Annotated in this window: 25 protein-coding genes and 4 pseudogenes; 15 read left to right on the top strand and 14 right to left on the bottom strand. The window is 69.8% G+C overall.

Annotated elements, in window-relative coordinates; all coding sequences use genetic code 11:
- Nucleotides 1-78: 78 nt before the first annotated feature.
- From ACFCZ1_RS30025 to ACFCZ1_RS30035, 3 genes and pseudogenes are all read left to right on the top strand, one after another.
- Nucleotides 79-1,116 carry a phosphotransferase enzyme family protein gene (locus ACFCZ1_RS30025; RefSeq protein ID WP_376681417.1) on the top strand — a complete coding sequence of 346 codons (1,038 nt, stop codon included), beginning with the start codon at nucleotides 79-81 and terminating at the stop codon, nucleotides 1,114-1,116.
- Complete coding sequence (locus tag ACFCZ1_RS30030) at nucleotides 1,100-1,483, top strand: hypothetical protein (RefSeq protein ID WP_376681418.1); 384 nt, start codon at nucleotides 1,100-1,102, stop codon at nucleotides 1,481-1,483. Before ACFCZ1_RS30025 ends, ACFCZ1_RS30030 begins: the two co-directional genes overlap by 17 nt.
- Nucleotides 1,484-1,947: 464 nt before the next feature.
- A pseudogene (locus tag ACFCZ1_RS30035) lies at nucleotides 1,948-2,148 on the top strand (SsgA family sporulation/cell division regulator); the annotation flags it as partial.
- A 755-nt stretch (nucleotides 2,149-2,903) separates the two neighbouring features.
- Here ACFCZ1_RS30035 and ACFCZ1_RS30040 read toward each other — a convergent pair.
- The 4 genes from ACFCZ1_RS30040 to ACFCZ1_RS30055 form a co-directional block, all read right to left on the bottom strand.
- Nucleotides 2,904-4,781, bottom strand: coding sequence for a hypothetical protein (locus ACFCZ1_RS30040; RefSeq protein WP_376681419.1), 1,878 nt, complete (start codon nucleotides 4,779-4,781; stop codon nucleotides 2,904-2,906).
- 11 nt (nucleotides 4,782-4,792) lie between these two features.
- Entirely contained in the window at nucleotides 4,793-5,179 is a 387-nt protein-coding gene (locus tag ACFCZ1_RS30045) for a hypothetical protein (protein WP_376681420.1), read from the bottom strand.
- A 404-nt stretch (nucleotides 5,180-5,583) separates the two neighbouring features.
- Nucleotides 5,584-5,997, bottom strand: a complete 414-nt coding sequence (locus tag ACFCZ1_RS30050; protein WP_376681421.1) for a hypothetical protein — start codon at nucleotides 5,995-5,997, stop codon at nucleotides 5,584-5,586.
- Nucleotides 5,916-7,703 (bottom strand): hypothetical protein, encoded by a 1,788-nt coding sequence (locus ACFCZ1_RS30055; RefSeq protein WP_376681422.1) that lies wholly within the window; start codon nucleotides 7,701-7,703, stop codon nucleotides 5,916-5,918. Before ACFCZ1_RS30055 ends, ACFCZ1_RS30050 begins: the two co-directional genes overlap by 82 nt.
- Before the next feature lie 26 nt (nucleotides 7,704-7,729).
- On the opposite strand from ACFCZ1_RS30055, the gene ACFCZ1_RS30060 reads away from it, so the two are divergent.
- From ACFCZ1_RS30060 to ACFCZ1_RS30080, 5 genes are all read left to right on the top strand, one after another.
- Nucleotides 7,730-7,957, top strand: coding sequence for a hypothetical protein (locus ACFCZ1_RS30060; RefSeq protein WP_376681423.1), 228 nt, complete (start codon nucleotides 7,730-7,732; stop codon nucleotides 7,955-7,957).
- 20 nt (nucleotides 7,958-7,977) lie between these two features.
- The gene (locus ACFCZ1_RS30065) at nucleotides 7,978-8,433 is read left to right on the top strand and encodes an NUDIX domain-containing protein (protein ID WP_376681424.1); all 456 of its coding nucleotides are present in this window, start codon (nucleotides 7,978-7,980) and stop codon (nucleotides 8,431-8,433) included.
- Between the two features lie 14 nt (nucleotides 8,434-8,447).
- Nucleotides 8,448-9,209: a PIG-L family deacetylase gene (locus ACFCZ1_RS30070; RefSeq protein WP_376681425.1), complete on the top strand. Its 762-nt coding sequence runs from the start codon at nucleotides 8,448-8,450 to the stop codon at nucleotides 9,207-9,209.
- Between the two features lie 267 nt (nucleotides 9,210-9,476).
- Nucleotides 9,477-9,872: a hypothetical protein gene (locus ACFCZ1_RS30075; protein ID WP_376681426.1), complete on the top strand. Its 396-nt coding sequence runs from the start codon at nucleotides 9,477-9,479 to the stop codon at nucleotides 9,870-9,872.
- The gene (locus tag ACFCZ1_RS30080; RefSeq protein WP_376681427.1) at nucleotides 9,869-14,488 is read left to right on the top strand and encodes a caspase family protein; all 4,620 of its coding nucleotides are present in this window, start codon (nucleotides 9,869-9,871) and stop codon (nucleotides 14,486-14,488) included. Before ACFCZ1_RS30075 ends, ACFCZ1_RS30080 begins: the two co-directional genes overlap by 4 nt.
- A gap of 155 nt (nucleotides 14,489-14,643) precedes the next feature.
- On the opposite strand, the gene ACFCZ1_RS30085 is transcribed toward ACFCZ1_RS30080, so the two are convergent.
- The 3 genes and pseudogenes from ACFCZ1_RS30085 to ACFCZ1_RS30095 all read right to left on the bottom strand — a co-directional run.
- Nucleotides 14,644-14,826 carry a hypothetical protein gene (locus ACFCZ1_RS30085; protein ID WP_376681428.1) on the bottom strand — a complete coding sequence of 61 codons (183 nt, stop codon included), beginning with the start codon at nucleotides 14,824-14,826 and terminating at the stop codon, nucleotides 14,644-14,646.
- A gap of 117 nt (nucleotides 14,827-14,943) precedes the next feature.
- The gene (locus ACFCZ1_RS30090; RefSeq protein ID WP_376681429.1) at nucleotides 14,944-15,549 is read right to left on the bottom strand and encodes a hypothetical protein; all 606 of its coding nucleotides are present in this window, start codon (nucleotides 15,547-15,549) and stop codon (nucleotides 14,944-14,946) included.
- 50 nt (nucleotides 15,550-15,599) lie between these two features.
- Nucleotides 15,600-16,109 (bottom strand): annotated as a pseudogene (locus ACFCZ1_RS30095) (IS701 family transposase); the annotation flags it as partial.
- A 497-nt stretch (nucleotides 16,110-16,606) separates the two neighbouring features.
- On the opposite strand from ACFCZ1_RS30095, the gene ACFCZ1_RS30100 reads away from it, so the two are divergent.
- The 4 genes and pseudogenes from ACFCZ1_RS30100 to ACFCZ1_RS30115 all read left to right on the top strand — a co-directional run.
- A complete protein-coding gene (locus ACFCZ1_RS30100; protein WP_376681430.1) occupies nucleotides 16,607-17,383 on the top strand; it encodes a hypothetical protein in 777 nt (258 codons plus the stop codon).
- 262 nt (nucleotides 17,384-17,645) lie between these two features.
- Complete coding sequence (locus ACFCZ1_RS30105) at nucleotides 17,646-18,341, top strand: hypothetical protein (protein ID WP_376681431.1); 696 nt, start codon at nucleotides 17,646-17,648, stop codon at nucleotides 18,339-18,341.
- On the top strand, nucleotides 18,338-18,463 hold the full coding sequence (locus ACFCZ1_RS30110; RefSeq protein ID WP_376681432.1) for a hypothetical protein: 126 nt from the start codon (nucleotides 18,338-18,340) through the stop codon (nucleotides 18,461-18,463). The genes ACFCZ1_RS30105 and ACFCZ1_RS30110 overlap by 4 nt, the downstream gene beginning before the upstream one ends.
- 303 nt (nucleotides 18,464-18,766) lie before the next feature.
- Nucleotides 18,767-18,931: pseudogene (locus ACFCZ1_RS30115) on the top strand (GNAT family N-acetyltransferase); the annotation flags it as partial.
- A 143-nt stretch (nucleotides 18,932-19,074) separates the two neighbouring features.
- On the opposite strand, the gene ACFCZ1_RS30120 reads toward ACFCZ1_RS30115, so the two are convergent.
- From ACFCZ1_RS30120 to ACFCZ1_RS30145, 6 genes are all read right to left on the bottom strand, one after another.
- Nucleotides 19,075-19,266 carry a hypothetical protein gene (locus tag ACFCZ1_RS30120; protein ID WP_266606730.1) on the bottom strand — a complete coding sequence of 64 codons (192 nt, stop codon included), beginning with the start codon at nucleotides 19,264-19,266 and terminating at the stop codon, nucleotides 19,075-19,077.
- 118 nt (nucleotides 19,267-19,384) lie between these two features.
- Complete coding sequence (locus ACFCZ1_RS30125; RefSeq protein ID WP_266606729.1) at nucleotides 19,385-19,651, bottom strand: metal-sensitive transcriptional regulator; 267 nt, start codon at nucleotides 19,649-19,651, stop codon at nucleotides 19,385-19,387.
- A 65-nt stretch (nucleotides 19,652-19,716) separates the two neighbouring features.
- Nucleotides 19,717-20,289, bottom strand: a complete 573-nt coding sequence (locus tag ACFCZ1_RS30130; RefSeq protein WP_376681433.1) for a rhodanese-like domain-containing protein — start codon at nucleotides 20,287-20,289, stop codon at nucleotides 19,717-19,719.
- Between the two features lie 94 nt (nucleotides 20,290-20,383).
- Nucleotides 20,384-21,130, bottom strand: coding sequence for a sulfite exporter TauE/SafE family protein (locus ACFCZ1_RS30135; RefSeq protein ID WP_266444692.1), 747 nt, complete (start codon nucleotides 21,128-21,130; stop codon nucleotides 20,384-20,386).
- A complete protein-coding gene (locus ACFCZ1_RS30140) occupies nucleotides 21,127-21,486 on the bottom strand; it encodes a rhodanese-like domain-containing protein (protein ID WP_266444689.1) in 360 nt (119 codons plus the stop codon). Before ACFCZ1_RS30140 ends, ACFCZ1_RS30135 begins: the two co-directional genes overlap by 4 nt.
- Nucleotides 21,487-21,525: 39 nt before the next feature.
- Nucleotides 21,526-22,893 (bottom strand): rhodanese-like domain-containing protein, encoded by a 1,368-nt coding sequence (locus tag ACFCZ1_RS30145; protein ID WP_376681434.1) that lies wholly within the window; start codon nucleotides 22,891-22,893, stop codon nucleotides 21,526-21,528.
- Nucleotides 22,894-23,042: 149 nt separating this feature from the next.
- Between ACFCZ1_RS30145 and ACFCZ1_RS30150 the strand changes: the two are divergent.
- The 3 genes and pseudogenes from ACFCZ1_RS30150 (at nucleotide 23,043) to ACFCZ1_RS30160 (ending at nucleotide 24,746) form a co-directional block, all read left to right on the top strand.
- Nucleotides 23,043-23,416: pseudogene (locus ACFCZ1_RS30150) on the top strand (DUF302 domain-containing protein).
- A 580-nt stretch (nucleotides 23,417-23,996) separates the two neighbouring features.
- The gene (locus ACFCZ1_RS30155) at nucleotides 23,997-24,488 is read left to right on the top strand and encodes an OsmC family protein (protein ID WP_376681435.1); all 492 of its coding nucleotides are present in this window, start codon (nucleotides 23,997-23,999) and stop codon (nucleotides 24,486-24,488) included.
- 3 nt (nucleotides 24,489-24,491) lie between these two features.
- Nucleotides 24,492-24,746 carry a BON domain-containing protein gene (locus tag ACFCZ1_RS30160; protein ID WP_376681436.1) on the top strand — a complete coding sequence of 85 codons (255 nt, stop codon included), beginning with the start codon at nucleotides 24,492-24,494 and terminating at the stop codon, nucleotides 24,744-24,746.
- 160 nt (nucleotides 24,747-24,906) lie between these two features.
- Here the strand turns inward: ACFCZ1_RS30160 and ACFCZ1_RS30165 are convergent, their stop codons facing one another.
- A complete protein-coding gene (locus ACFCZ1_RS30165; RefSeq protein WP_376681437.1) occupies nucleotides 24,907-25,182 on the bottom strand; it encodes an isoamylase early set domain-containing protein in 276 nt (91 codons plus the stop codon).
- Between the last annotated feature and the right edge of the window lie 154 nt (nucleotides 25,183-25,336).

A 25,336-nucleotide genomic window follows, 5' to 3' on the forward strand; every position in this document is an offset into this window, starting at 1 on the left:
CACCACCCCGGGCTGCCCCGGTCCGTTCCCGGGCCCGCAGCGGCTCGACGGCCTCCTGGTCCCATCGGGGGCGTCACGATGAACGCGGAGTCCGATGTGGCGGCCGTGACCGACATCCTGCCGCGCTGCTACCGGATCGTCCCCACCGCGGTCGTCGGCGGCCCGCGGGGGACCGCGACGCGCAACTACCTGGCCCAGGAACACGACGGACGGCGTTGGTTCGTCAAGGTCTATCCGCCGGGCACGGACCTCCAGGGTGAGCAGGAGGCGCTGCGGCTGGGCGAATTCGCACGAGGCAGCGGGGTTCCGGTACCGGCGGTGCGCCGGTCACCGGCCGGCGAGCTCGTCGTGACCGCCGAAGGTACGGCCGTGTCCGTCTCCGAGTACGTCGACGGCGCGCACACCGCCGAAGGCGGCCTGCACGGCTGCAGGTGGGCAGCGGTCGGAGAGGCAGTGGGTCGGCTGCACCGGGCTTTGGCCCAGCATCCGACAGGGTCCCCACGACCGGTTCCGGCGAGCGAGGTCTGCGACGTCCAGCGGTCCCGTCAGCGACTGCAGCGGCTGCTCGCCCAGTACGGAAGAGGAACCACCGCCCGCGGGGAGTTCGCCGCCTGGGCGCGCCGCGCCGCGGAGGAGCGCATCGCCGCCTTGCCCCGCGTGGCGGCCATGCTCAGTGGCCTGCCTCCTGTGTTGACGGCTCAGATCGTGCACGGCGACCTGGCCTCCCCCAATGTGCTGCTGCGCGAGCAGGAGGTGGCGGGCCTGATCGATTTCCGTCCGCCCCGTCACCGCAGTGCTGCGTGGGAGCTGGGCCGGATCGTCCTCGATCCGCGAACGGTGCTGGCCGGCCCGGACTGGCCTGCAGGCCTGGGAGAGGCGGTCGCGGCCTACCGAGAGGCGAACCCCGGGCTCCCTGTGGAGGACCTGCTCGCCGTGCCCCGGGTTGCGGCCGGCTACATGGCCTGCTCCGTCTACCCGCTGTCCGAGCCCGTCGACCATCCGGCCGCGGTCACCCCCGAGCTCGAGAGGTACGGGCTGGCCCGGCACGCAGCCGTGGGAGTGCTCACCGAGCGTCTGGACGAGGCCGAGGAGGTGCTCCGTGACCGCCTCAGCTGACTCCGCCACCGCGCCCGCGTCGTTGTGGCGGCACCGCAACTTCCGCCGCTACCTGGCCGGACAGACCACCGGCGTGGCCGGCAGCTCCATCACCTCGATGGCGCTCCCCGTGCTGGCCGTGCTCGACCTGGACGCCACCGCCGGACAGGTCGCCTGGTTGGCGTTCCTGGGACAGCTCCCGCCCGCGCAGCGCCGTCAGGGCGGCGCCGAGCCACTGCACCTCGAACCGGAAGGAAACCAGCGGGTCAGTGCCGGACGCGGACCGGCGGAGCTGTCCTGGTCGCTGCCCACCGCCCCGAACCCGGAGGCGACCGCGCCGGCGCAAGCCCCCGCACCCAACCTGTCACCGAAGGAGACGAGGCCATGACCTCACCCACCCCCGCTGTCACCACGCCACGGTCCGGCGGCTGTCTGTGCGGCAAAATCCAGTTCACGGTCGCCGGAAGGCCGGACTACCCCCACACCTGCAGTTGTCCGCACTGCCAGAGGCTGTCGGGGGCACCGATCATGTCGTGGGTGTCCTTCCCGCTGGACGGCCTGATGTGGTGCGGCTCCGAGCCGTCGTGGCACTACACGTGGCCGGACTCCCGGCGCGGCTTCTGCCCGGTCTGCGTTATGCAAGCGGAACACGTGTCCAGGCACGTTGTGTCTCACGAATCTCTCTCGTCGCCAACATCGGCACCAGGGGGCAGCGGGCGGTTGGCCCCCAGTCGGCCGACAGCCGCAGCGGTCAGCGTGGTTTCGAGGGCAGCTGACACGCATCATCGTCAGGCCCATGCCCAGGTCTGGATCCCGTGGAGATAACCCCTCGCCCAGGCGCGGCACGCCGCGATGCCTACTGGTCCACGCTCGCCTGCCTGCCAGTACCTCCCGCAAGGGCAACTTCGGCTCGCGATCCCGGTCACCTTCTCCTACCCACGCAGCGACCCGCTGTGTGTGCAGGCCGTGTTTCATTGCCAGCAGGACGTCACCTGGGTTCTGGGACGCGACATGCTGGCCGCCGCCACCTGCGCGCTCACCCACAGCAGCAACATCGCCGGCTGGTCCGACTCCGTCGACGGATACGACTGTGGCTGCGCCCATGCGCTTGGCAGCGCTGTGCCGAACGTCGTGCCGGGTCCAGTTCGCCCCCAACTTCTCGTTGGCCCGGGTGAAGACCATGCGCGCGGCGTCGTAACTCAGCGGTCAAAGCGGTCGCCGCAGCGTCCACCACAGCGGCTCGTCGGGCCCGTCCAGGGCCAGCGGGCGGATCTGCTGCTGGTAGAGCCGCAGCCACACGAACGCGTCGCTTCCATTGCAGGGCCCGCGAGCCCTCCCGGACGAGCCCGATGGTCTGGTCCACGGGACTGACCCGGTCGCGGGTCAGTCCCGTGGCCTGCGGGCCGGCCGAGATGTAGAACGCGACCAGGGCCCGGTCGCCGTGCGAGGGCAGGGCCGCAAAGAGCTCGTTGAACGCCTGGTCAGGGATCACACGTGGTACTCGTCGAGCTCCTTCGGCTGGTAGGGAGCTCGCCGGGTCGGCTGCCGGAAGGGGTGCATCGGGTTGTGGTGGGCGTTGAGGTGCGCGTCCTCGGCGCGCCTGGCCTTCTGGACATGAAGCGGCGCAGCGCGCGGTTCACCCCGTCGCTCAGTTCCCCGTCGGTCATTACCTCGGCGCGCTCGTGCAGTTCGTCGAGGAGCCGCCCGGCGCATAGCGTGCGCAGCGCCGTGTCGGCGAACTGAGCCCGGGGCAGGAGGCCGCCCGTCCGGCGCACTCCGGCCAGGGTGGGCAAAAGACGGCCCCGCTCTCACGGCACCGACCAGAGCCGGAGCAGACCGTCCTCGCAGACGAGCAGGGAGGCTCCGTCCTGGGCCGGGGTCGGTTTGATGTCCGTCATAAGTGCTGTCGCGGGGAGGACATGGGTGCTCTCGCCGGTAGCCGCGTCGAGGATCCCCAGACCGCCCGTATCCACGCGTTTACGCAGGAAGCCCCGCTGGACTCCGGGGAACATCACGACAACGGAGCGGCCGTGGGCGGCGTAGCAGATCCTGGGATGGCCCGGGCCGATCACCCCGCCGGTCTGCCACAGCCGACTGCCGTCCCGTGTGTTCAGGGCCTCCACGTGGCCGGACTCGCGGAGGACTGCGAGCGCCGTGCCATCGGGGCTGAGGGCCGATCCCAGCCGCGGGGCCGGAACGGTCCAGTCGGCGAACGGTCTGTTCTCTGGCACCCAGACCCTCCCGCGTTCGGTGCCGTGCCACAGCTGGACACCCTTGCCCATGCCGAACGTCGCCAGCACCGAGCCGTCGGCCGAGAAGGCGAAACTGGCGCCCGCGGGGAACTGCGGCAAGGTGGCCGCCTCGTCGAGGGTGCCCGGGGTGTGGAACGACAGCCCGCCCTGGCGCCCGCTCACCACGAGGGTCCCGCCCGGATGGAAGTCGGCAATGCTCACGCCGGACGCCAGCAAACGCGACGAGTCCGCTTCCGCCAGGTCCGTCACGAACAGGTCCCCCGTGTAGTCCAGGCCCAGCACCTGTCCACGCGAGCTGACCTGGCCGTATTGGTAGCTCCGGAGATTACGACTGAACGCGTCGCGCACCGACCGACCGGTCCCGGCCTCGACGACCTGGATCGAGAACCAGTCCAGTGGGGTACCGAAAGACGTTCGCGGGCCGGCGTAGTACCGGCCATCCGCACTGCAGGTCACTGCCTTCCAGTACATGAACTCATCCGTCGGCGGCAGGAGGACATTGGTGCCCGGCGGTGGTGGGGCGGCCTCAGCCACCACCGGTGGGCCCGTTCCGGGCCCCCCTTCGTCTGCCGGCCCCGATTCACTCCCGTCGTCCGCAGACGCAGGCTGCTCCTTCGTCGGGGCAGCGGGATTAGGGAAGAGCGGCACCGCCGCGAGATCCCCGTAGGACTGCCTCGGCACGTGTACCTCGGGGCGCGGAACGCCGTCCTGGCCGAGCCCGTCCAGGGCGGCGACCGCCAGATCGGCAACGTGGCGAAGTGACATCGGGCCGGGCTTCAGCGGATCGCCGTTGCGCAGGGCTTCGAACAATGCCCAGTTGAAGAACGTATGGGTGTCCCTGTCGGCCAGGCGCGCTGGGTCCCGGGCACTTGCCGCGCAGAACAGTGCCACGCCCCGATCGAGGGGTGAACTCTCCAGGATCTCGTCGGTCTTGGCTCCGACGACTTGCTCGATCGCGCCCTGCATGATGCTGGCGGCCTCGGCCGCGAAGCAGCAGTCGAGGAACAGCATCCGGGCGCTGAAGGGGGCGCGCAGCCGCAGCAACCGGTCCAGTGAAGCGACCCGCAGGCTGGTGTCCGACTCCAACGGCTTCCGAGTGTCCGCGAGCAGCAGGCAGTAGTCGCGCGCGGTGCCGAAAAACGCGCCGTGCCCGACGTAGAAGAACAGGACAAGCAGGTTCTCCCCGTGCGGCGTCTCCAGCTTCTTCATGCGGCCGTCGAGGAACGCGATGATCTGCTCGTACTGTTTCAGGGAGTTGGGCTTTCCGAAGAGATCCAGCACGTTCTCCTCGGGAATGCCCAGACCACCGGTACCAAGGTAGCCACGGATGTTCGCCGCCGCCTTGGCGAAAGCGGGTGCCGCGTCGAAAGACTCCAGCAGGGGCCACTCGCTCGCCCCCGTCGTGATCGCGATCGTACGACTGGGTTCGAGCATGCCGCCGTCCCCTACTTCTTCAGGAACTCTGTCACGATCGTCTCGATCCGCTCGTCCGGGCGGCCCCGTACGGTCACGTCGACGGTGGCGCCGTTGCGGTCCCGCTTCTTGAGCACCATGCTGACGGTGTTGCGCCGCCTCAACCACGAGGCCAGCCCGCCAGCCAAGACGGTGACCGAACTCGACCCGAGCACGATCGCAAGAACCGTTCCCAGGTCCTGGGTCAGCTGATCCGCCTTGATCCGCCGTACGTTCAGCCCTGGTACCACTTCCGCCAGGAGGTCCAGCAGCTCGGCAGCCCCGTCGTTCTCCTCGGCGCCGTCCTCCCCGACGAGCCCGATCACCAGGTCCGCCCCGGCCAGTGCCGTGTCGGACGCCTTGTCCCAAGCCGTGGTCACAGCCTTCTCGTCTGACAATTCCCCACCTCTTCCGGCTCGTCATGCCGTCAGGACCCTCCCTACCCAGCTGTGCGGCGGCGAAGCCTGCCCGCTGTCACCCTCGCTACACCGTCAGCACGCTCTGGGCCGGGGGTGTCGAACAGGAGGCGGGCCCCGGTAGTGCCCACCATGGTGGAGGCGGCACACGTGGATCCAGCTGAGGAGGCGAGAAACGGTAGGGCGCGGTCCTCGAGGATGTCGCCTTCTGGCTTCGAAAGGGCGCAGCCGACAGCTGGAGGGTGTCCACTTTTCGCAGGCAGGCGCCGTGGGGGGCGAATCGCCGGACGGTCCTCGACGGTGGCATGGCGGAGTCGAATGGCGTAGTGCCGAGGGCCTGGCGACCGAAGGTCGCCGGGCCGTGATGCTCACGGCTTCCGAAGCGGCCGGACTTTGCCTGCCGTCGCATCGGCGACCTGACCGCGAAGGGCAGCTGCGTCGACCTCCAGCTCGGCGTTTCGAAGGGCCAGAACCTGAATCTGGTTCGCGTAGGTAGAGACCGTGGTCTTCAGCTCGCGGACCTCCTCGGCCTTCTCCCGACGGAACTCTCGCAGTTCCTTCCGCAGCCGGGTGACCTCGGCCTTGAGCTCGTCGACCTCTGGCCGCTTGGTGGAGGGGGCCGCGAGGATCTCCTTGATGGCGCCCGCGACGGGCGACCGGTAGTAGGACGCTCGGGAAACGCCCGCCTCGGCGGCGATGTTCACCACGTTGACGGAGCCGCCGGTGATCTCCGGGCGGCCGTCCAGCAGCCGCTCGAACGCTCGCATGATGTCGCGGTCCATGTCAGACAGCTCGTGCTCTCGAGAGAGCTGAGCGAAGACGGTCGCGTGCACATATTCAGCATCGGCAGTGGCTGCCTGACGGACTTAGCCCGCTTGCCGCATACCGCGGTCTCCGCGTGGTGGAAGCAGTCGTTGAGTGCACCCGGGTGCAAGGTTCGGGTCAGGTGCCGCAGCATCGTCCGCAGACGCTCCGGGCTGGCCACCGCCCCTGGCAGGTCGCCGAGCTCGCCCCGGATGCGGTCGAACTCAGCCTCGACTCGCTTGACGGCGCCGCCGGCGGAGTGGCCTCCCTCGTTCCAGTCGTGGTAAAGGTCCTCGACGTAGTCCAACAGGGCGACGGCCTTGTCGGCGGCAACCTCGTCGGCGAACCCGGAAGGCGAGGTCCCGGCGTATCCCTCGAAGATCTCGTGGCTGGCGTGCTTGTACTGCCGGGTCCCCGCGACGACCCCGAAGGGCTGGTGAGCGATGTGCCACGAAAGCGTGCGCCGGAACTGTCGTGTATCGAAGGCCCAGGCCAGCGGTTCCTCCGGGTCTGAGTCGCCTTCGTCGCCGACAGGGTCGGTTTCCATCTCCAGGTCCAGAGTCTCCGCCGCCAGAACCGGGACGCAGGGCCCTTCTGACGTACTGAACAGGGTGTTCAGGTGGTCGCGAAACTTCTTGAGCAATCGCGGCATGTTGGACAGAAGGGCGTAGTCCGTGCGCTGCCGATATCCGAACAGGTGTGTCGGGTCGTCGTTGATGAGCTTCAGCACCTCGACGGCCTCGTGGACGATGTCCAGGACCACCCAGTCGACCTCGTCGCCGGAGATCTTGCGGTTCTTGTAGACGCGCCCGCGGATCTTGTAGCGGGTTCGGCCGTCGGCTCCGATCTCGGTGAACGCGCAGTCGCGTCCGAGTTCCCGCACTTCCATGTCGCGCATCCCCGAGAGGTAGGCGATGACGATCCAGCAGGCGACGCGCAGATGAACGATCTCCATGTTCACCGAGGTGGGGCTCAGCTCGTCTCGCCAGGGCTGGCCAGTCGCCGGCCACGGTGCCCGAGGGGTGGGTTGGCCGCCTTGCTCCCAGCCCAGCTCGTTTCCCGCCTCCATCAGGAGGGGCCCCAGATGCTGGATCGAGCGGGCACCACTCAAGTGCCCGATCATGGCCAGGTTCGGGGCCTGAACCACGCCGTTGATGACCGTCGCGCCGGGCACGGTGTGCAGGTGCCTCAGCGGGAGGGCTGGCAGGCCGCGGCCCTCCGCCCGCCGCTGGGCGATGAACTGCTTGATCTTGTCCCGCGAGGGACTGCCGTCCCTGCCGAACGGCGCTGGCACGGGCTCGGTCTTCTTCGCCTCCACGAGACGGGCCAGGTCGTCGCGGGCGGCCAGCAGGTCACGGCTCGCAACCTGCACATAGAACACGGCCCAGATCGTCTTGCCGCCCCTGCCCTCGTGGAGGAACCGGCAAGTGAGCATCAAATCCGAGCAGTACGCCTGCTGGCCGTTAGCCGAGCGGACACCCCAACTCGGTAAGTCTCGGATCATCCGGTTCAGATTCAAGTCGTAGGAGCCGTCTGGCCCGAGGATGAACCGCTGTCCCTCTTCTACGCCGGCCCGGCGGAGAACCCCGGGTGCGTCCGCACAGTCCAAGACCGACAACTCCGCAATCGTGCGATGCCTGTCAACCACCGCCTCGACAGCTGCTTTCTCCACGGCGTAGGACAAGCTGCTCTCCTGATTCGGGATGACACATGAGGAGTCCGCATAATCTCGCGATCTTTGAGACACCACATGGTGCCGAGATAATCTGCGGCAGCCAGGTCTGCGCCCTCGACGACGGGGCCACCAGCATCGCGATCACCCTCTCCGCGCTCGGCAATCCGCCCGACCTGGTCCCCGTCAACCAGAGCTTCCGCGAAACCGCAGTGCGGCTGCCCCAAGTCGTACTGCTCGCCCGGCACCCCGAAACCTCTGAGTGAGCGGCGGGGCCCGGCACACAGTGCCGGTCGACGTCCACCTCGTCCTGCGGCGCGACGGCGAAGGCGGCCCGGAGGCGCAGCTGTCACGCCGGGCCGGTCCCGTGTACGCGGCCGGGATGCGGCTTCTCCCGTCCAGGCATCTCGACCCGGGCGGGGACTTGGTCGAGGCGGTGATCCGGGAGGCCCACGAGGAGACCGGCATCCTCATCGCGGCGGAGGACGTGACCGCGGCCGTCGCCGTCCACCACCACCCGCCCATCCCGGCCGCTCCTCACCAACTGGGCCGAGCGCCTGACCAGCCGTCCCGTCCCACTGCCTGCGGCTCGGCCCGTCGCTGGGCAGTCGACGGGCTACCCATCCAACGAAGCCCCAGCCGATCCAGGGCAGCCGAAGCCTGGCTCGGGCCTCACGCCGAAACTGCATCGGTACGCGAAGCGATCCACGCCACAGTGATGGATCTCGGACCGCCCTCATGAGAACGGAGCTCTCCATGCCCGCACCAAGCGTCCTCGCGGTCTACGCCCACCCCGACGACGAATCCCTTGTCGCCGGGGGAATCCTCGCCAAGCACGCAGCGGCCGGCGCCCGCACCGCCGTCGTGACGGCCACCTGGGCCCCCGACAGCCATCGCGCCGCCGAACTGGCTGACGCCGTCGAGATCCTCGGCGCCGGCAAGCCCCGCATGCTCGGATACGCCGACCTCCGGATCCCCGGCTCCGCGTCGGGGCAACCCCGGTTCTGCGACGTCCCGCTCGAGGAATCCGTGGAGCGCGTCGTCTCCCACATCCGCGACTTTCGCCCGGACATCATCGTCACCCACGACGCCTACGGCTCCTCCGGACACCCCGACCACAAGCACACGCACCGCGTGGCGCTGCTGGCCGCGCACGCAGCCGGCCTCGACGACCTCTATTCCCAGGCAGGCTCCCCGTGGCAGCCCAGTGCCTTGTACTTCTCCACACACCCGCGGACGGCGAGCGCCGCCCTGTCCGATCTCCTGGCCGGGACGGGAAAGCGCCTGCACACCGTGCCCGACGCACTGGTCACTGCCACCGTCGACGTCCGCCCCTGGCTGGATCGAAAGTGGGCCGCGATCCAGGCACATCGCTCGGAGACAGCACGTGGCCGCTCACTGCCGGCCCTGCTGAACGGGCTCCCGGCACGGGAACGCGAGGCGATTCTGGGAACCGAGTGGTTCATCCGCCACGACCTCACATCCGCCCACAGTGGCCTCCGACAGCTTGTCCCCTGACACGAAAGCGCGCTGGCCCCAGGGCGCTCGCCGCGTGGGCCACGCACCTCACAACGCAAGGAACACGACATGGCGATCCAGGGTTGGCGGAGCGGGTGGCGTCCGGTTTGGCCCGCCGTTCCTCCAGGGCGCGGGGCACTCGGCGTTGCTCCACTCGAGCCGGGTGCGAACGGCCGTTGCGGCGAAAGTCGCATGACACACGCGGGGGTGACGGGTCGTCGCTACTCTGGAGCGGCATGTGATCGACCGACTACAGGGGTGTGGGTTGTGAGCACGACAGTGAGGGCGATGGGCCCGGAAGGTGCCGACCAGTTACGGTCGTTGCACGACTGGTTGGGCGATGTCGACGAGTTGCGTGGTCGGCTCAGCCTTGACGAGCGGTCGCCGGAACCGGGGACTCTGGGGCCGGTGCTGGATGCCTTGGTGGTGGCTCTCGGCCCCGCCGGCGCGGCCACTGCGTTCGCCACCGCCGTGATCGCCTGGTTGCGCACCCGCCCCGGCAAGGTACACATCAAGGTGACGCTCGAGGACCGTCGGTCGGTGGAGCTCACCGCAGAGAACGTATCCGGACTCGACGCCGCCGCCCTCAACCAGCAGGTGACTCGGATCGCCGCGATGCTGGAACAGAAGGACGACCGTGTGACACCGCTCGACGGTCGATGACCGACCTGGCCGGTGACGGCGTGCGAGTACTGCTGATTGCCACCGCCACGCACACCGGCACCGTCCTGCCGTCCGTACCCTCGGTCGCGCGCACCTTTGAGGATCTGCAGACGGTCCTGCGCGAACGGTGCGGGGTACGACAGCTGCGTCCGGTGCTCGACCCACCCGATGCGCGGGCCATGGCGTTGGCCGTCGCCGAGGAGGCACAGCGTGCCGAGAGCGTGCTGCTGGTGTACTTCATCGGGCATGGCCTGCTGGGGCCGGGCGGTGAGTTGTACCTTGCGGCCAGCGGCACCGATCGGCTCGTTCCGGGCCTGGCAGAGCACCAGGCGCTGTCGTTCTCCTCGCTTCGGCAGGCATTGGCAGCCAGCCGTGCGTCGTCGGTCGTGGTCGTGCTCGACTGCTGTTTCTCCGGTCGGGTATCGCTGGGCGGCGGGCCGTCCGTCCCCGCGTTCGCGATGGCACCCGCGCACGGGGTGTACCTGATCGGGTCCGCGGAGCAGCTCGCCCTCGCTCCTGAGGGCGCGGCGCACACCGCGTTCACCGGGGCGCTCATCGAGCTGTTGACGCACGGCGACCCGCGTGGGCCCCGGCTGCTGACCCTCGACACGGTGTACGACGCGGTGTTCCGCGCCATGAGAGACACCCAACGGCCGCTGCCGCGGCGGCAGTCGGGTGACCGCTCGGGCAGCCTGGTCATCGCGACGAACCCCGCGGTGCCGGTACGGACGCAGCCGACGGAGGAGCCGCAGCACTCGGGCCGCTGCCCCTATCCGGGCCTCGGCGCGTTCGGGATCGACGACGCTGACGTGTTCTGCGGGCGCGAGCAGATGACCGGCAGGATCGTCGCCGCGGTGGCGGAGTCCGCAAGCCACACGGTTCGGCCGGGGTCGAATCCGGGTCCGGGTCCGGGTCCGGCGACGGGTGCCGATTCAGGCCCGGATTCAGGCCCGGATTCAGGTCCGGATTCAGGCCCGGGCGCTGGCTCGGGACGCCGCCCGGGGCCGTTGATACTCGTCGGTCCGTCCGGCTCGGGCAAGACCTCGCTCCTCAACGCCGGGCTGCTGGCCGCCGTACGCAACCACGGGCTGCCCGGGTTCCCGACGGCAGCCGGCTGGCCCGTCGTGCGCCTCACCCCCGGCACGAGCCCGCTGCGCAGGCTCGCCGCGCAGCTCAACGCCGCGACGCCGCAGGCATGCGACCGCATACGCGAGGACCCTCGTCACGCCGTCGACCTGGTCGAGGGGCTGCTGGCCGACCGGCCGGGCCAACGGTTGATCGTGCTGGTCGATCAGCTCGAGGAGCTGTTTACGCTCTGCCCGGATCCGGCCGAACGTGCCGCGTTCCTCCGAGCCGTGACCGCGATCGCCACGCCGGTCGCCGAGGGTTCGCCCCGCGGCCTGGTGGTGCTCGCGCTCCGGGCGGACTTCTACGGCGAGGCAGCCGAGCACCCGGAACTGTTCGCCGCTCTGCGTGACGGTCAGTTGCTGGTCGAGCCGTTGAGTTCCGCCGAACTGCGTGCTGCCATCGAACAGCCGGCCGCCGCAGCAGGTCTGTTGCTGGACGACGGTCTGGCCGACGTGATCCTGCACGAACTCGGTGCGATCGACGACGGCAGGGCGGCGGCGGGTGCGCTGCCGCTGCTGTCCCACGTGATGTGGTCGACCTGGCGCCAACGCTCAGGAGCACGACTCACCGTCGCCGGCTACCGCGCCGTCGGCGGTATCTCACGGGCGATCGCGACCACGGCGGAGCAAGTCTACGGAGAGCTGGACGGCGCCGGGCGGAAGGCCGTACGGCGGTTTCTGCCCCGGCTGGTGCGGGTCGGCGACGACTCCGCCCACACCGCCCGTCCCGCCGACCGCACCGCACTTCTGCACGGACTGCCCGACCCGCAGGCCGCGCAGCGAGCCGTCACCCGGCTCACCGAGGCCCGCCTGCTCACCGTCGACCGCGACAGCATCCGCGTCAGTCACGAAGTGCTGCTCCGCGCTTGGCCCCGGCTGGGGGAGTGGATCGCCGCCGACCGTGACTGGCTGGCGGTCCGCCAGCAACTCGCGGACGACGCCAAGGTGTGGGACGAAGCCGACCGCGATCCGTCCTTGCTCTACCGGGGGAACCGGCTGGCCGCAGTGCACGGGCGTGCCGCCGAAGCACCGAGTGGTGTCGCGGAGCTGGAGCCCGTTCCGGCCGAGTTCCTGAGCGCCTCCCGGCATGACGAACGCCGCAGGGCCCGGCGCCGACGGCGCGCCGTCACCGCCCTCGTGGTCCTGGCCCTACTGGCCTCGGTGGGCCTGGCGGGTTCCATGCTGTTCCAACGACAGGCCGCACAGGCCCAGAACCGCAACCTCGCCCGGTACCTTGCGGCCGAATCCGAGGCCCTGCGCACGACGCATCCCGGCTTGTCCAAGCAGCTGGGCCTCCTCGCCTATCAGAGCTACCAGGACGCCGGGTGGGGCGCGGTGTTGAACAGCCAGAGCACTCCCGGCGTGATCAACGACGGCGAACCGGCCGCCGACCTCGTGCACAGCGCCGACGGACGCGTCCTGGCGATCGCGACCGGTGACGCGATCGTGCTCCGCACCCGGGGCGTACCCGAATCGAGGCGGGTCAGGGGGCTCCATACCGGCCTGATCGCCCTGAACCGCAAGGGCACCCTGCTCGTGTCGACCGATCGCGCCACATCTCCCATGGCGCCTGCGGTGATACGGCTGTGGGACGTCACCGACCCGGTGCGGCCCAAGGAGTCCGCCGTGCTGCACCCGGCCGGCTCCGTCACCGCACTGGCCATGGACACGTACGGGGACCTTCTCTACGCGGGCACCTCCACCGGTCAGATCCTCGCCTGGGACGTCGCCGATCCCGCGAAACCAACAGCCTTGCCCGCCATGACCGCCCATTCCACCGTGGTCGATTCGCTGGCCGTGGCACCCGGGCGGCACCTGCTCGCCAGCACCAGCACGGACGGACGGGTCCAGCTGTGGGACACCTCCGTCAAAGCCCGCCCGCTACCCCTGAAATCCTTCGACGAGGCGCCGTACGAATCCAGTCCGCCGCCCGACCCGGCGAAGCAGCCCCTGCATCGGGTGTCCTTCGATCCGTCGGGCATGCTGCTGGCCACGCCGGGTGCGAAGTACGGCCCGAGTCTGTGGCGGCTCGACGACCCGCGGGCGCCCCAGCGGATTCCGTACAAGGACGAGGGTGATGCCGCACAGACCGGTTTCCCGTCGTCCGGGTGCTCCGGGGGCCTGGAAACCGTGGCGTTCAGCCCGTCCGGCAACCATGCCGTCGCACTGTGTCAGGGGCGGTGGCGTGTCCTGACGTACCCCTCCGAGCCCGGTCCCGGAGTAATCTCGTCGGGCGCGTCGTCGTGGCCGTTGTCCGCGTACCTCAGGTTCGGGCCCGTCGTGTTCGACCCCGTCGACGGCAAGCGCCTGTTGCAGGCCACCGGGAACGGTGTGTACGTCTGGGGCCTCTCCAACCCGAATGAGCCAGGGGCGCTGGGATCCCTGCGGACGGAGCCGTTTCCCGGGGCCGGCCTCGAGTTCGGGTCCGACGGCACGCGGCAGCTCGTCGCGATGCGAAACGTTCGATCGAGCAGCCTGTGGGACGTGACCGACGCGGCGCGCCCAAAACTGGTCGGCACCACTCCCGGCCCGGACGGGTCGTTCGCCAGCGACGTCGGCCTCAGCCCGGACGGTGCGATCCTCGCCGTGGGGCAGCTGACCGACGACCGGCGCATGACCGTCAACCTGCGTGACACGCATGCTTCCGGCCTGCCCGTGCTGGGCACGATCGACGACATGGCCAACGGCGTCGCCGACTTGGCATTCCACCCCACCCGGCCGATTCTCGCCGTGTCCAACACCCACGCGGCACAGGACAAGGCCGTGCCGCCCACCGTCCGGCTGTACGACATCGCCGACCCCCGGCATCCGCGGCAGATCGCCCAGATCGCGGTCGACGCCGGCGGTTTCTCCTTCTCACCGGACGGCACGACGCTCATCGCGCAAGGCACGTTGAACGGCGCACCGGAGAACGATGCGGCCGCGGCCCGGCAGCTGTACGGCTGGGACGTCACCGACCCCACGCGGCCCACCGAGCTGTGGCGGCTCCCGCTGCCACCGGATGCCGGATACGTGCGGCACGCCCTGCGCCCTGACGGAAAACTGCTCGCGGTCGTCTACGGCGGGACTCTGCGCATGTGGCGTCTCGGGCGCGAAGGGCCGGTCGGCGATCCCATGACGGTTCCCGACATCGGCTTGTCGTCACTGGGGCTCGCGTTCAGCCCGGACGGCAACCGCCTGGCGCTCATCGCGAAGCCCCACGAGGGCGACGACGCGAAACCGCGCCCCGAGGTCTGGAACGTATCCGACCCGAACTCCCCCCAACGGGAGTACTACCTGTCGGGGAGGAGCTCCGCCCTGTACGGATCGCTCGCCTTCAGCCCCGACGGCCGGATCCTGGCCGTCACCTCGCTGGAAGGCGTTGATCTCTGGGACAGCGACCCGGAACGCATCCGGACCACCCTCTGTGCCGCGGTCGGCGACCCGATCACCCGGCAGCAGTGGGACCGCTACCTGCCGGGCAGGTCGTATCGGCCCCCATGCCGGTAACAGCTGCACCCGAACCGAGCGTGACCACTGACCGCCCTGGTCCCCGACCGGTCCCCAAAACGGCCCCTTGATCTGCGAGGAACCGCGCACGCGGTGAGCGCGAGCACGGCGACCAGGGTGTCACGGACTCGCTACACAGGGCTCCGACACCCGTGTCAGCACCGCAGCTCCGCCGCGCGCTCGCACATCACCTCCACAGCGTCAGGTAGTCGAGGAAGCGGCCCGGGGTGGGCCTCCCGGATGAGCTTCACCGCGTGAAGCCGCCGACCACCCCTGATCAGCTCGTCCACCTCTTCCCGAACCACCGGCAGCAACGCATCCCAGATCGAGCTCTCCATGCGCCGATCCAAGCAACCCACCCTCTCCCACCACCACCGAATTGAACGGTACGACCGCGCGAACACCCGCTCAGTGGGCCGGGGGTAATAGCGGGCGATATCCCCACTGCGGGGCCCTCACATCGGCACCCAGGGAAGCCCGTTCCTGCTCTGCATACGGACCGCCGCCAGCGCATATCGGGGCAATCCGAGGATGAGAAGAGCGGCGCCCACCGCGCTCAACAGGTCATGCGCCAGGCCGGTGACGCTGTCCACCCCGGAGAACGACGCCAGCATCACGAAGTACGCCGGCAGACTGGCCATCCCCATCACACAAACCAGGACCGCCAGGAACAGCGGCGCTGCCACCATCACTCGGCCACGCCTGGCAAGCGTCCGGGTGGTAGCCAGGCAGGCCCCGGCGGCAAGGACGGCGATGGCCGCCAGCAAGAGCTGGACCGTCGGCGCATACGCGACATTCGGCGACCAGGGCACGGTGGCGCCTGATGCAGCCCATGTGACCTGGACTGCGGCGAACAACACGCCCCACACCGCGGCGGCGTGCGGTGCCCACGTGGGCCAGCGCCGCGACCACACCGCCCATCCCGCGTCCTGCAACGGCGGGCTGGAGCCGGTATGTGTCTGCGATTTCGAAGGAACAGCCACCGTGACCTCCGGTTCCGCATTATTGACACTCAAGATTCCCCGTACCGCCGCACCGGTCACATCCGCCGCGCGGACCATCCGCCTCCCTCGCATGGGGGAACAACGAACGGGCACTCCCGCCTGGGATCGTGATCTTCATAGGTGGAGGACTGGGCGGCGGTGACGGCGAGGAAGGCGTGGGCGAGCAGGGCCAGGATGACCCAGCGGTGCCAGGAGTCCCAGCGGCGCACTTGGTGCTCGTCCAGTCCCGCCAGTCCCTTCGAGCTCTGGAACGTCTCCTCCGGCGTCCATCGGTTTCCCGCGACCCTGACCAGCGTGGACAGCGGCACCGGGCGGGCCGAGGAGCAGCGGTAGTGGGCCAGCTCGCCGGCCGTGCGGTTGCGGCGGATCACCAGGTGCTGATGGCCCGTCGGATCACCTGCGGTGATGGCGACCAACGCCCAGTCGTAGGTGTCCCTTCGCCCCTTGTCCGGCGGACACTTTCTGCCGGGCCGGGCGCGGGATGCGTTTGGCGAGGTGGTCGGCGCGCTGGGTGCCGGCCGCGGTGGGGATGCGGTGGGGATGCGGTGGGTGCACGAGACCGCGAGCACGTAGCCGAGCCCGCGTGCCTCACGAGCACTCAACTGTGGCGGTGCACCCTGATGGTGCGCTGACGCTGGGGTACCAGGTCGATCCTGCGCCAGGCTCGGACAAGCTGGGCGAGCTGCCGGCCGCTGCGGGATGATCGACAGCGTCTGTGACGAACTGTGACACTACAGCCCATAAAAACGATCAAGGGCCTTGCCTCACCGAAGTGAAACAAGGCCCTCATCTGCGACTACGGGAAGATTCCCTAGTCGGGACGACAGGATTTGAACCTGCGACCCCTTGACCCCCAGATCGATGGGTCGGAGGAAATTTCATGACATCTACCTCAATCTGAGGGCGCACAGCGTGCACATACATACCTGCCGTGCGCCCACCGACGTGGGCGCTGGTCCCCAACTGGTCCCCAAGGGGCGCCACCCGGCCCTCGGGCCCGCCCCCGTCACAGACGACGCCAGGGTGTTTGTCGTTGCCGGTCTTCTGCACGGCGAGGCTCTGGGTTCGCCAGCCTGGTGCTGCTGGTCCATGGGTGGTGGCAGGATGCTCGGTCATGGCAACGAGAGATGGCAGCGATGAGGCGTACGTCGTTGGGTTGTGCGAGCGGATCCTCGGGGAGAACGCCCTGACGCAGCACAGGTTCGACTGGCTGCTCGGAGATCCGGGATCAGGCGGCCGTCGAGTCCAACTGCCGGTCGACGCCTATTGGCCGGGCCATCAGCTGGTGGTCGAGTACCGCGAACTGCAGCACGACCAGCCGATGCCCCACTTCGACAAGCCGAACCGCCTCACCGTCAGCGGTGTCCACCGCGGCGAGCAGCGCGCCCTGTACGACGCCCGGCGCGAGGAGCAGATCCCCGCGCACGGGCTGCGCCTGGTCCTCATCCGCCCCGCCGACCTCAATGCGGACGGCCGCGGACGACTACGCCGCAACGAAGCAGCCGACCTGGCGGCACTGAAGAAGATCCTGGCCCGCGCCAGTGACGAGGACCGGGTCACCGACACCTTCCGCGCCTGGCTACTGGCCGAAGGCTGGACACCCGCCGATCCCACAGACCGGTGGACCGACCTGGAAGCCGTACGCGGCTCGGAACGGCTGATCTGCGAGGCCAGGGGCCGCACCAGTGAGAAAGGCATCGACGCCGACATCGCCTATGGCCAACTGCTGCGCCGCATGACGAGCCAGGACTCCCACACGCGCTACGCCCTCGTCGTGCCGTCCTCCTCCCTCAAGGCCGCCGCACGCGTCCCGGCCCACGTCCGACAGCTCCTGCGCATCGACGTCTACGAGGTGACGGATGACGACCGGGTGTGCCGGCTGACCGACTGATCGGTGCCGGGTACCGCGTCGGTTTCGGCTTCACCACCAAGGTGTCCTCCGAAGCCCACGCGCCGTGCGCTGCCACCTCGTTGTACGAACCGGACACCAGGCGTTGCGGCGCGGAGTTTCCCTCCAGGCCAGTGAAGTCGAGATCCGCCGGCGTGCCGGAGATCGCACCCGCCTGCCCTGCCTGGATGCGAGAATGCGGCTCTTGGCCGGAGAGTGCATTGGCTCAAAGTGGGGCACAAGCACCGACGAAGCGGGGGGCGCCATGGCGTTGGCCATGTGTCCACTGTGCAGCGACGATGAGGACATCGTGGTGGTCCGCACCTTCGACGGCGGACGTCGGCTCGTGAAACACCGGTGCGGTTATGAATGGGAGCACAGGGAGCCCACCGTCCCGCACAGGGGCCCGCTCCGCTCCTTCCAAGACCTCAAGGCCCGTTTCCCGAACGCTGAGGATGTCGATCGCGAGCAGTTCGAGCGCGTGACCCGGCTGAAGGAGCAGTACCTCGCCGTCAAACCGGACCTCGACCCCGACGTGGCGGCCTACTGGTCGAAGTACCAGCAGATCTTCTCCCCCGGCGGGCTGTGGACCTGCGACCCCAGAACCCTCAAGGACTTCGCCAACTCCGAGGTCGGAGCCCGCCCCGGCAATCAGGCCACCTTCAACTCCGCGTGGAACGACATGGGCGACACCGCGGCCGGGGAGGCGACCCGCCAGACGATCGAATACCTCCTGCACGGACCTTCCGACATGCCGCTCGAAGACCGGCTCGAGCACCTGCTGTCCGGCACCAAGCCGTTCGCCATGACCGGCTTCAAGGAAGCCCTCCTCACGAGGGTCCTCTGCGTGACGTACCCCGACCGCTTCCTGACGATCCTGAAGTACACGACCGAGGCCGGCGGCAAGCGCGAGATCGCGCGGATGGTCTACGCCTGGAGCTGCCGTCCCCCGAGTCGGTGAACTGGACCCGCGGCCGGCTCATCCTGTGGAGCAATGACCTCCTTCTCGACCTGGCCGGCGAGGGCTTCACCAACCGACAGCACGCCGCCGCGTTCCTGTGGTGGGCCAAAGATCAGCCCTGAGGGCGACTGACAGCTTGACCAGGGTTCCGTCGACCTCGGGCGCGCACGGCCTCCCCCTGGCCGCCTTCCACGCCTTCGAAGCTGGGCCGCCCTCCGCGGGGGCCATAGGTCTGCATGTCGTCGGCGTAGGTGAACGGCGAGAGCACCAGGTCACCACGCGCAATGCCGGACCTTAGGCCAGTGTCCTCAACCGCGCCGAGGAACTCGTAGCCCGTCTGGCAGCCCTGGTCGCCAGCTCGTGCTGCCGGTGTACCGCGGGTGACGGTTCACGACCTGAGGCACCTGGCCGCCACGATCACCATGATCTGGACCGTCCAGTCCGTCATCTTCCCCGAGAACACCGCCAGCCTCGCCCTCCACGCCCGGGCCGGCTTCCGGATCGTCGGCACTCGAGAGAGCATCGGTTGCCACCGGGGCCAGTGGCGGGACGTCGTCCTCGCGGAGCGCCACATCCCTGCCGTCACCTGACTGGCGCCCCTACAACTCGCTCTCGTCCTCGCCGGGCGACGGCTCCGGCAACAGTCGGCGCCCGGCCGCAGTCGGTCGGCCGAGCCGCCGAACCGGTACTGGGATCACCTCGCGCCCTCGCTTCCAGCGGGCATTTGTGCGCTCTACATGCGGGAGGCCGCGAAGCCGATGAGGACGACGGCGGTGACCACGATGCCGATCAGTCCGGCCCAGCCACCCAGCAGGGCGAGCGCCCCTACGACGGCAAGGGCGCCCAGCATGAGCGCGGTGAACGCCCGCACCGACAATCCGCGGTCATCACTGTCTTCGGCCTGCGTCTTCGTCTTTCTGGTCACCGTGCGCACAGTACCGAGTCTGGCGTGGGCGTCTCACCGCGAGGGCTCATGGCGCCGGCCGGTGCGGGTATGCGGACGGCCCGGCTCCTGATGGGGGCCGGGCCGTTCTGCGTGGGCGTCAGGCGAGTGCGAGGAAGAGCTTTTCGAGTTCTGCCTCGGTCATGGGGGCCTGACCCTGGTCGGCTTCGGTCATGCACTGGCGCATGCCGCTGGCGACGATTTTGAAGCCGGCGCGGTCCAGGGCCTTGGAGACTGCGGCAAGCTGCGTGACAACGTCCTTGCAGTCGCGGCCGGCTTCGATCATGGCGATGACGCCGGCGAGCTGTCCTTGGGCGCGGCGCAGGCGGTTGAGGACTGAGTTGACTGCGTCGTCGTCGACTTTCACCGGTTGCCTCCTGTCTTTGTGCGCTCTCACACCATGGTACCCCAGGGGGTATCGGGCGGGGGTGGTCAGCCGGCCCGGAGGGCGGCGAGGGTTGCGTCGAGGTCGCCCTGGTGGGGACGGTTGTGGGGGAGTTTGGCGAGGAGGGAGGCCATGCCGCAGGTGTTGGTGAGGGCGGAGTAGACCAGGCCGCCGGCGACGCCCGCGGAAGCGAGGCGGAAGGCGGGGTGCAGGCGGCCCAGCGCGAGGCCGGTCAGGACGACGGCGCCGGCGGTGAGTCGGACTTGGCGTTCCATGTTCCAGGCGGTGCGTCGGGCGCTGTCGGGGTGGTGGAGGGTGTGGCCGTCCGCTGCCCAGGCTGTTGTGCCGCCGGTGAGGGTGGCGGTGGTGATGCCGTGGGCGGCCAGGGTGTGGCAAGCGTTCTCGGAGCGTGCGCCGGAGGCGCAGACGACGAGGAGGTCGCCGCGCTGGGCTGCGTGGCGGATGTCGGGGAGGGCATGGTCGAGGTGGTCGAGGGGGATGTTGAGGGCGCCGGGAAGGTGGCCGGTGGCGTATTCGCCGGGGGTGCGGACGTCCAGGACGATCAGTTCGTGCAGGCGGGTGCGGGCCTGGTCGGTGTTGAGGGCGTGGGGGGTGGTCATGAGCGGTGTTCCATCCTTTTTGTCTGGTGCCCGGTTACGGACACCTCGTTATCGACTGGCGGTGGGGCGCCGTTGCGGGTCGCGGGCGGGAGGGTCAGCGGAGGGCGTCGATGAGCATGAGGGCGGCGACGGCCAGGAGCACGAGCGCGAAGATCCGCTGAAGGGTGGGACCGGAGATTTTGGAGGCGAGGCGTTTGCCGTCCCACGCTCCGAGGATCGCGGCTCCGGCGAAGGGAGCGATGACCGCCCAGTGCAGGGGCGTGTTGGTGCCGGCGCGGGCGGCGAGCGCGGCGAGGGAGTTGACGGTGATGACCAGCAGGCTGGTGCCGACCGCGGCGCGCATGTGCAGTCCGAGGACGGAGACGAGGGCGGGGACGGCGAGGAAGCCTCCGCCGACCCCGAGGAGGCCGGTGACCGCGCCGAGTCCGGCACCCGCACCGGCGGCCCGGGTGGGCCTGACGGGCCTGGCCTGCTGGTGGGGGTCGGCGAGCTTGAACATCCTGAGGGCTGCGAGGGCCGCGATCGCGGCGAACGCGGCGGTCAGCACCTCCTCGGGCAGGCGTGCGGCCAGGGTGCCCGCAGCGATCGCGGGCACGATTCCGGCGGCCGCGAACAGTGCGCCGGTCTTCCAGCGGACGTTGCCCGAGGTGGCGTGGGTGTAGAGGGCGGTCGCGGAGGTGGCGGTGACGATGATCAGCGAGGCGGTGGTGGCAGCGGCCGGGGTGAAGCCGAGGAGGTAAATCAGGGCGGGGACGGCCAGGACACTGCCGCCGCCCCCGAGCGCCCCGAGGGCCAGGCCGATGACGGCCCCAGCGATGAGGGCGAGGATGAGGGCGCTCACGCTATCCGGCCGCTGCTTCCTTCTGCGTCGACGACCGGTAGCCCGGCTGATGCCCAGGCCTGCATACCGCCCTTGACGTCGACGGCCTCGGCTCCGCGCCCGGCCAAGAGTCTGGCGGCCTGCTGGGAGCGGTGCCCGGAGCGGCAGATCACCAACAGCGGCCGGCCCTGGGCCGTGGCGGGCAGGCCGGTGCCGGTGACCAGCCGGGAGAGCGGCACATGCACGGCGCCGGGGGCGTGGCCGGCATTCCACTCGGCCTGCTCGCGCACGTCGAGGAGGACGGCGTCACCGTCGGTGGTGCGCTGGTGGGCCTGGTCGGGGGTGACGCGGGCGGTGCCGCGGCGGAGGAGAGGCATCTGGTTTCCTTCCGAGTCTCGGGTGGCGGGGGCAGCGGTTCAGCTGCCGGTGCCGGTGGTGAGGGGCAGTCCGGCGTCGGTTGTGGCGTCGAAGGAGTCGTCGACGGCGACGACGTCGCGGCCTGCGGCATCCAGCAGGGAGGCGGCAATGCCCGCGCGCATTCCGCCCGCGCAGTGCACCCACACCGTCCCGGCCGGTACGTCGGCCAGGCGGCGGTGGAGGTGGTGGATCGGGATGTGTACGGAGCCTTCGATCCAGCCCGTGGCGCGTTCGGAGTCCCGCCGCACATCGAGGACCACATCCGGGCGGGGGTCCTGGGCGGCGAGGTCGGCGAAGGTGGCTCGGGGAAAGGAGCGCAGGGCGTGGCCGTCGGGTACCCAGTCGCGGATGGTGCCGGTGGCGGCCGCGGCCGGGCGGTCGATGCCGACGCGGACCAGTTCGCGCTGGGCGGCGGCGAGCTGGGCGGGTGACTCGGCGAGGAGGGTGACGGGCTTGCCCCAGGGGATCATCCAGGTTAGGTAGGTGGCGATCTTGCCTTCCGCCTCGAAGTTGAACGAGCCGGCGATGTGGCCTTCGGCGAACGCGATCCGGTTGCGCAGGTCCACCACCCACTCCCCGGCGGCCAGGCGCTCGGCGATGTCGGCGGCGTCGGCCAGCGGGGGTGCGGTCAGGTCCACCGGGGTGGGGCCTTCGGCGTTGGCCGGGCCCATGTGGGCGTAGTAGGCGGGCACGTCCTCCAGGCCTGCCAGCAGGGCGGCGACGAAGGAGTCGACGTCCTTGACCAGGGCGTCGTTGCCCGCCTTCTCCTTGCCGATCGTGGTGGCGTCGCCCTCGGACTGGGAGGAGGAGCAGAAGCTTCCGAACCCGTGGGTGGGCAGCACCGGCGTCTCGTCGGGGAGCTCGGCGGCCAGCCGGTGCGCGGATGCGTGCTGGGCGCGGGCCAGCTGTTCGGTCAGCCTCGGCTCGACCAGGTCGGGGCGACCGACCGAGCCGATCAGCAGCGACCCGCCGGTGAACACCGCGGCCGCCGTCCCCCGTTCTTCCAGGACGTAGGAGGTGTGGTGCGGGGTGTGTCCGGGTGTGGCCATCGCCCGCAGGGTGATGCCCTCGTCCACACTCACCGTGTTGCCGTCGGCGAACGGTGTGCGGGCGAAGGAGACGCGGGCGGCAGCGGGCACGAGGTAGGCGGCGCCGGTGATGCGGGCCAGGTCCAGGCCGCCGGTGACGTAGTCGTTGTGGACATGGGTCTCCACCACGTGCGAGATGCGCACGCCCCGCGCGGCAGCCGCCGCCAGGACACGGTCGATGTCGCGGGGAGGGTCCACCACCACCGCGGTGTCCGCGCCGCCCGCCAGGTAGCTGCGGTTTCCCAGGCCCTCGGTCTCGATGGTGTCGATGAAGAACACGATGCTCCTTTCGGCTGACATTTACCCCCGGGGGTATATTTTCGAGCCTAGCACGGGTACCCCCAGGGGTATTTTTGACGGTGCGGAGAACCCACTCACACCGGACGGCTACCCGCCGCCCGCCACACACCCCGGACAGGGATGACGCCATGCGCTACGACCGGACCATCCACCTCGATGCCGACTTCACCACGACCGTTTCCGCAGTCCGCGAGGCCCTCGCCGCACAGGGCTTCGGCATCCTTACCGAGATCGACGTCACCGCCACCCTGAAGGCCAAGCTCGGGCACGACATGGAGGACTACCTGATCCTCGGTGCCTGCAACCCGCCGCTCGCCCGCCGGGCCCTGGATGCCGACCGCACCATCGGCCTCCTCCTGCCCTGCAACGTCGTGGTTCGCACCGACGGCGAACGCACCGCCGTCCAGGCCCTAGATCCCGGCGTCATGGTCACTCTCCCGTCGCCGAGGAGGCCACCCGCCGTCTCGACGCCGCCCTCAGCACCCTGGAAACCACCGGATGACCGCGGTCAGGCAACGAGTACCACTTCTGCAGTGTCAGTCGCCATGGCTGCCATCGCCCGCCTCTTGTACCGCGCACCGCATCGACCCGGAGCAGCGGGGCCGGACTCTCGCCGACCCGGCCTTCGTGAGCGACCGAAAGACTGGGAACGGGAGGTTCCGGAAGAGCCGGTGACGCGCGTCTTCGCTGCATGCTTCTTCCCGGTTGCTCACGCACGTGTCCCGGAGGCGCGGGCCCCTTCGTCGGTGTGCGGGTCCGCTCGACGAACGCGCGCAGGGCCTCCATGACGTCGACGACGCCGGCGTGCCGGGCGGCTGGCTCAGCCTGACTCGGGTCGCCGGCGCCTGATCACCTTTCGATGAGGCGTGGCGTCTGGCAGCCCCACAGCGGGCCGCCGGACGCCGACGAGTCGATCCGGCCGATCTCGCATCCGGCGCCTGCGAGGCTGACCCGGAGTGCTCCGAACTCGCCGAGTCGGCCCTCAGAGGCCGAGAGGTCCCCGGAAGGGCCCGAAAGGCCCATGCCCAAGGACCGCCGGCCGATCAGAGTGGCAGTAGCCCACCCGAAACGGAGGCCCCGCCATGACGGACACCACAGCGGCACGGCCGTCGGAGGACCTGCAACGGCTCGACGTCACCCATGTCGAGGGTGACGTGTACGCGGTCGACGTGCGCGGACACCGGCTTCGCGTGGACCAGCCCCTGGGAGCGGGCGGGACGGACACCGCGCCCACGCCGACTGAACTGTTCGCCGCCTCCCTGGCCACGTGCGTCGCCTTCTACGCGGGGCGCTACCTGCTGCGCCATGGCCTGCCTCGGGCGGGCCTGGGCGTACGGGCGGAGTTCGCGATGGCCGCCGGCCCGCCCGCCCGCGTGGGCGCGGTGCGCGTCGTGGTCACCCCGCCTCCGGAGCTGCCCGAGGAGCGGCGCGCCGGCCTCCTCGCTGTCGCCTCGCACTGCACCGTCCACAACACGCTCCGGCAGCCGCCGGAGACCACTGTCGAACTCGAACACTCCGCCCACGGCCGGCGCACGGACGAGTCGGCCCCGGGTCGAGCGCCTACCCGGCCCTGAGCAGTGCCAGCGCCGCGGCGGAAGGCGGCCACCGCCGACTTCTCGCGGATCCGGGCTCGAAACCGCGCCGAAGTCCTCAGGGAGGTCGTCGAGCGGCTCTTCCTCCTCTCGCGACAAGACATCAAGATCGATGTCACGCACGGCGTCGTCACCCTGACGGGACACGTCCGCGACGCCCACCTCATCCCCGTGGCCACCCGGCTCGCCCAGGCCGTCGAAGGCGTGGTCGACGTGCGGTGCCGCCTGGAATCCACCTGAGCCATGGTGATGCCGCCGGGCCCGCAGTGCGCGATGGCCTGTTCGGTTCGTCAAGGACGAAGCCCGCCTCCCGGCAGGCCCACCGCCCGAACACCCCGTATCCGAGGCCCCCGCAGCCACCCGGGCGCACGCGTAGGTCCCCGGCTGCAGCACGAGCCACTCAGGTGTGCAAGCGACTGTTCCGGCCGTCATGGCCGTCGGCCTGTTCCTCGTCGAACCAGTAGTCACCGGCGGCCAGGTACCGGAACGAATGGCTCTGGTTGCCGGGCAGCGCCAGCGTGACAGTCCGGGTTCCGTCCTCACGCGTGGTGAGGGGGTGCGCACCGGGTCGCCAGTCGTTGAAATCACCGACCACGCTGACCGGCCCGGGCGGATCGTCGACGGGCAGCACGAACGTGACTTCGGTGCGGTTCTTGCGCTGCTTTCGTTGGAGCATGGAGGGTTCCCTTCCTGCGTCCGGTAGGTCCTCGCTCATCCTGATGCGTCCACACTCATCTGCCTGCCGACGCGTCCGGCCGTGCAGCCGGATGGCCGTCCCTGGACAGCGCTGCGCTGTACCGCTCTTCCTCCACGTGGTAGGGACCTGTCGG

The sequence above is a fragment of the Streptomyces sp. NPDC056224 genome (genome assembly GCF_042267665.1).
In the GTDB taxonomy this organism is placed as follows: domain Bacteria; phylum Actinomycetota; class Actinomycetes; order Streptomycetales; family Streptomycetaceae; genus Streptomyces.

Excerpts from the sequence above, each read along its gene's own strand:
- ACFCZ1_RS30025 (WP_376681417.1), top strand. The coding sequence starts at position 79 with ATGAACGCGGAGTCCGATGTGGCGGCCGTGACCGACATCCTGCCGCGC.
- ACFCZ1_RS30040 (WP_376681419.1), bottom strand. The coding sequence starts at position 4,781 with ATGCTCGAACCCAGTCGTACGATCGCGATCACGACGGGGGCGAGCGAG.
- ACFCZ1_RS30050 (WP_376681421.1), bottom strand. The coding sequence starts at position 5,997 with ATGGACCGCGACATCATGCGAGCGTTCGAGCGGCTGCTGGACGGCCGC.
- ACFCZ1_RS30060 (WP_376681423.1), top strand. The coding sequence starts at position 7,730 with ATGAGGAGTCCGCATAATCTCGCGATCTTTGAGACACCACATGGTGCC.
- ACFCZ1_RS30070 (WP_376681425.1), top strand. The coding sequence starts at position 8,448 with ATGCCCGCACCAAGCGTCCTCGCGGTCTACGCCCACCCCGACGACGAA.
- ACFCZ1_RS30080 (WP_376681427.1), top strand. The coding sequence starts at position 9,869 with ATGACCGACCTGGCCGGTGACGGCGTGCGAGTACTGCTGATTGCCACC.
- ACFCZ1_RS30085 (WP_376681428.1), bottom strand. The coding sequence starts at position 14,826 with ATGGAGAGCTCGATCTGGGATGCGTTGCTGCCGGTGGTTCGGGAAGAG.
- ACFCZ1_RS30090 (WP_376681429.1), bottom strand. The coding sequence starts at position 15,549 with ATGGTCCGCGCGGCGGATGTGACCGGTGCGGCGGTACGGGGAATCTTG.
- ACFCZ1_RS30100 (WP_376681430.1), top strand. The coding sequence starts at position 16,607 with ATGGCAACGAGAGATGGCAGCGATGAGGCGTACGTCGTTGGGTTGTGC.
- ACFCZ1_RS30105 (WP_376681431.1), top strand. The coding sequence starts at position 17,646 with ATGGCGTTGGCCATGTGTCCACTGTGCAGCGACGATGAGGACATCGTG.
- ACFCZ1_RS30130 (WP_376681433.1), bottom strand. The coding sequence starts at position 20,289 with ATGACCACCCCCCACGCCCTCAACACCGACCAGGCCCGCACCCGCCTG.
- ACFCZ1_RS30140 (WP_266444689.1), bottom strand. The coding sequence starts at position 21,486 with ATGCCTCTCCTCCGCCGCGGCACCGCCCGCGTCACCCCCGACCAGGCC.
- ACFCZ1_RS30155 (WP_376681435.1), top strand. The coding sequence starts at position 23,997 with ATGACGGACACCACAGCGGCACGGCCGTCGGAGGACCTGCAACGGCTC.
- ACFCZ1_RS30165 (WP_376681437.1), bottom strand. The coding sequence starts at position 25,182 with ATGCTCCAACGAAAGCAGCGCAAGAACCGCACCGAAGTCACGTTCGTG.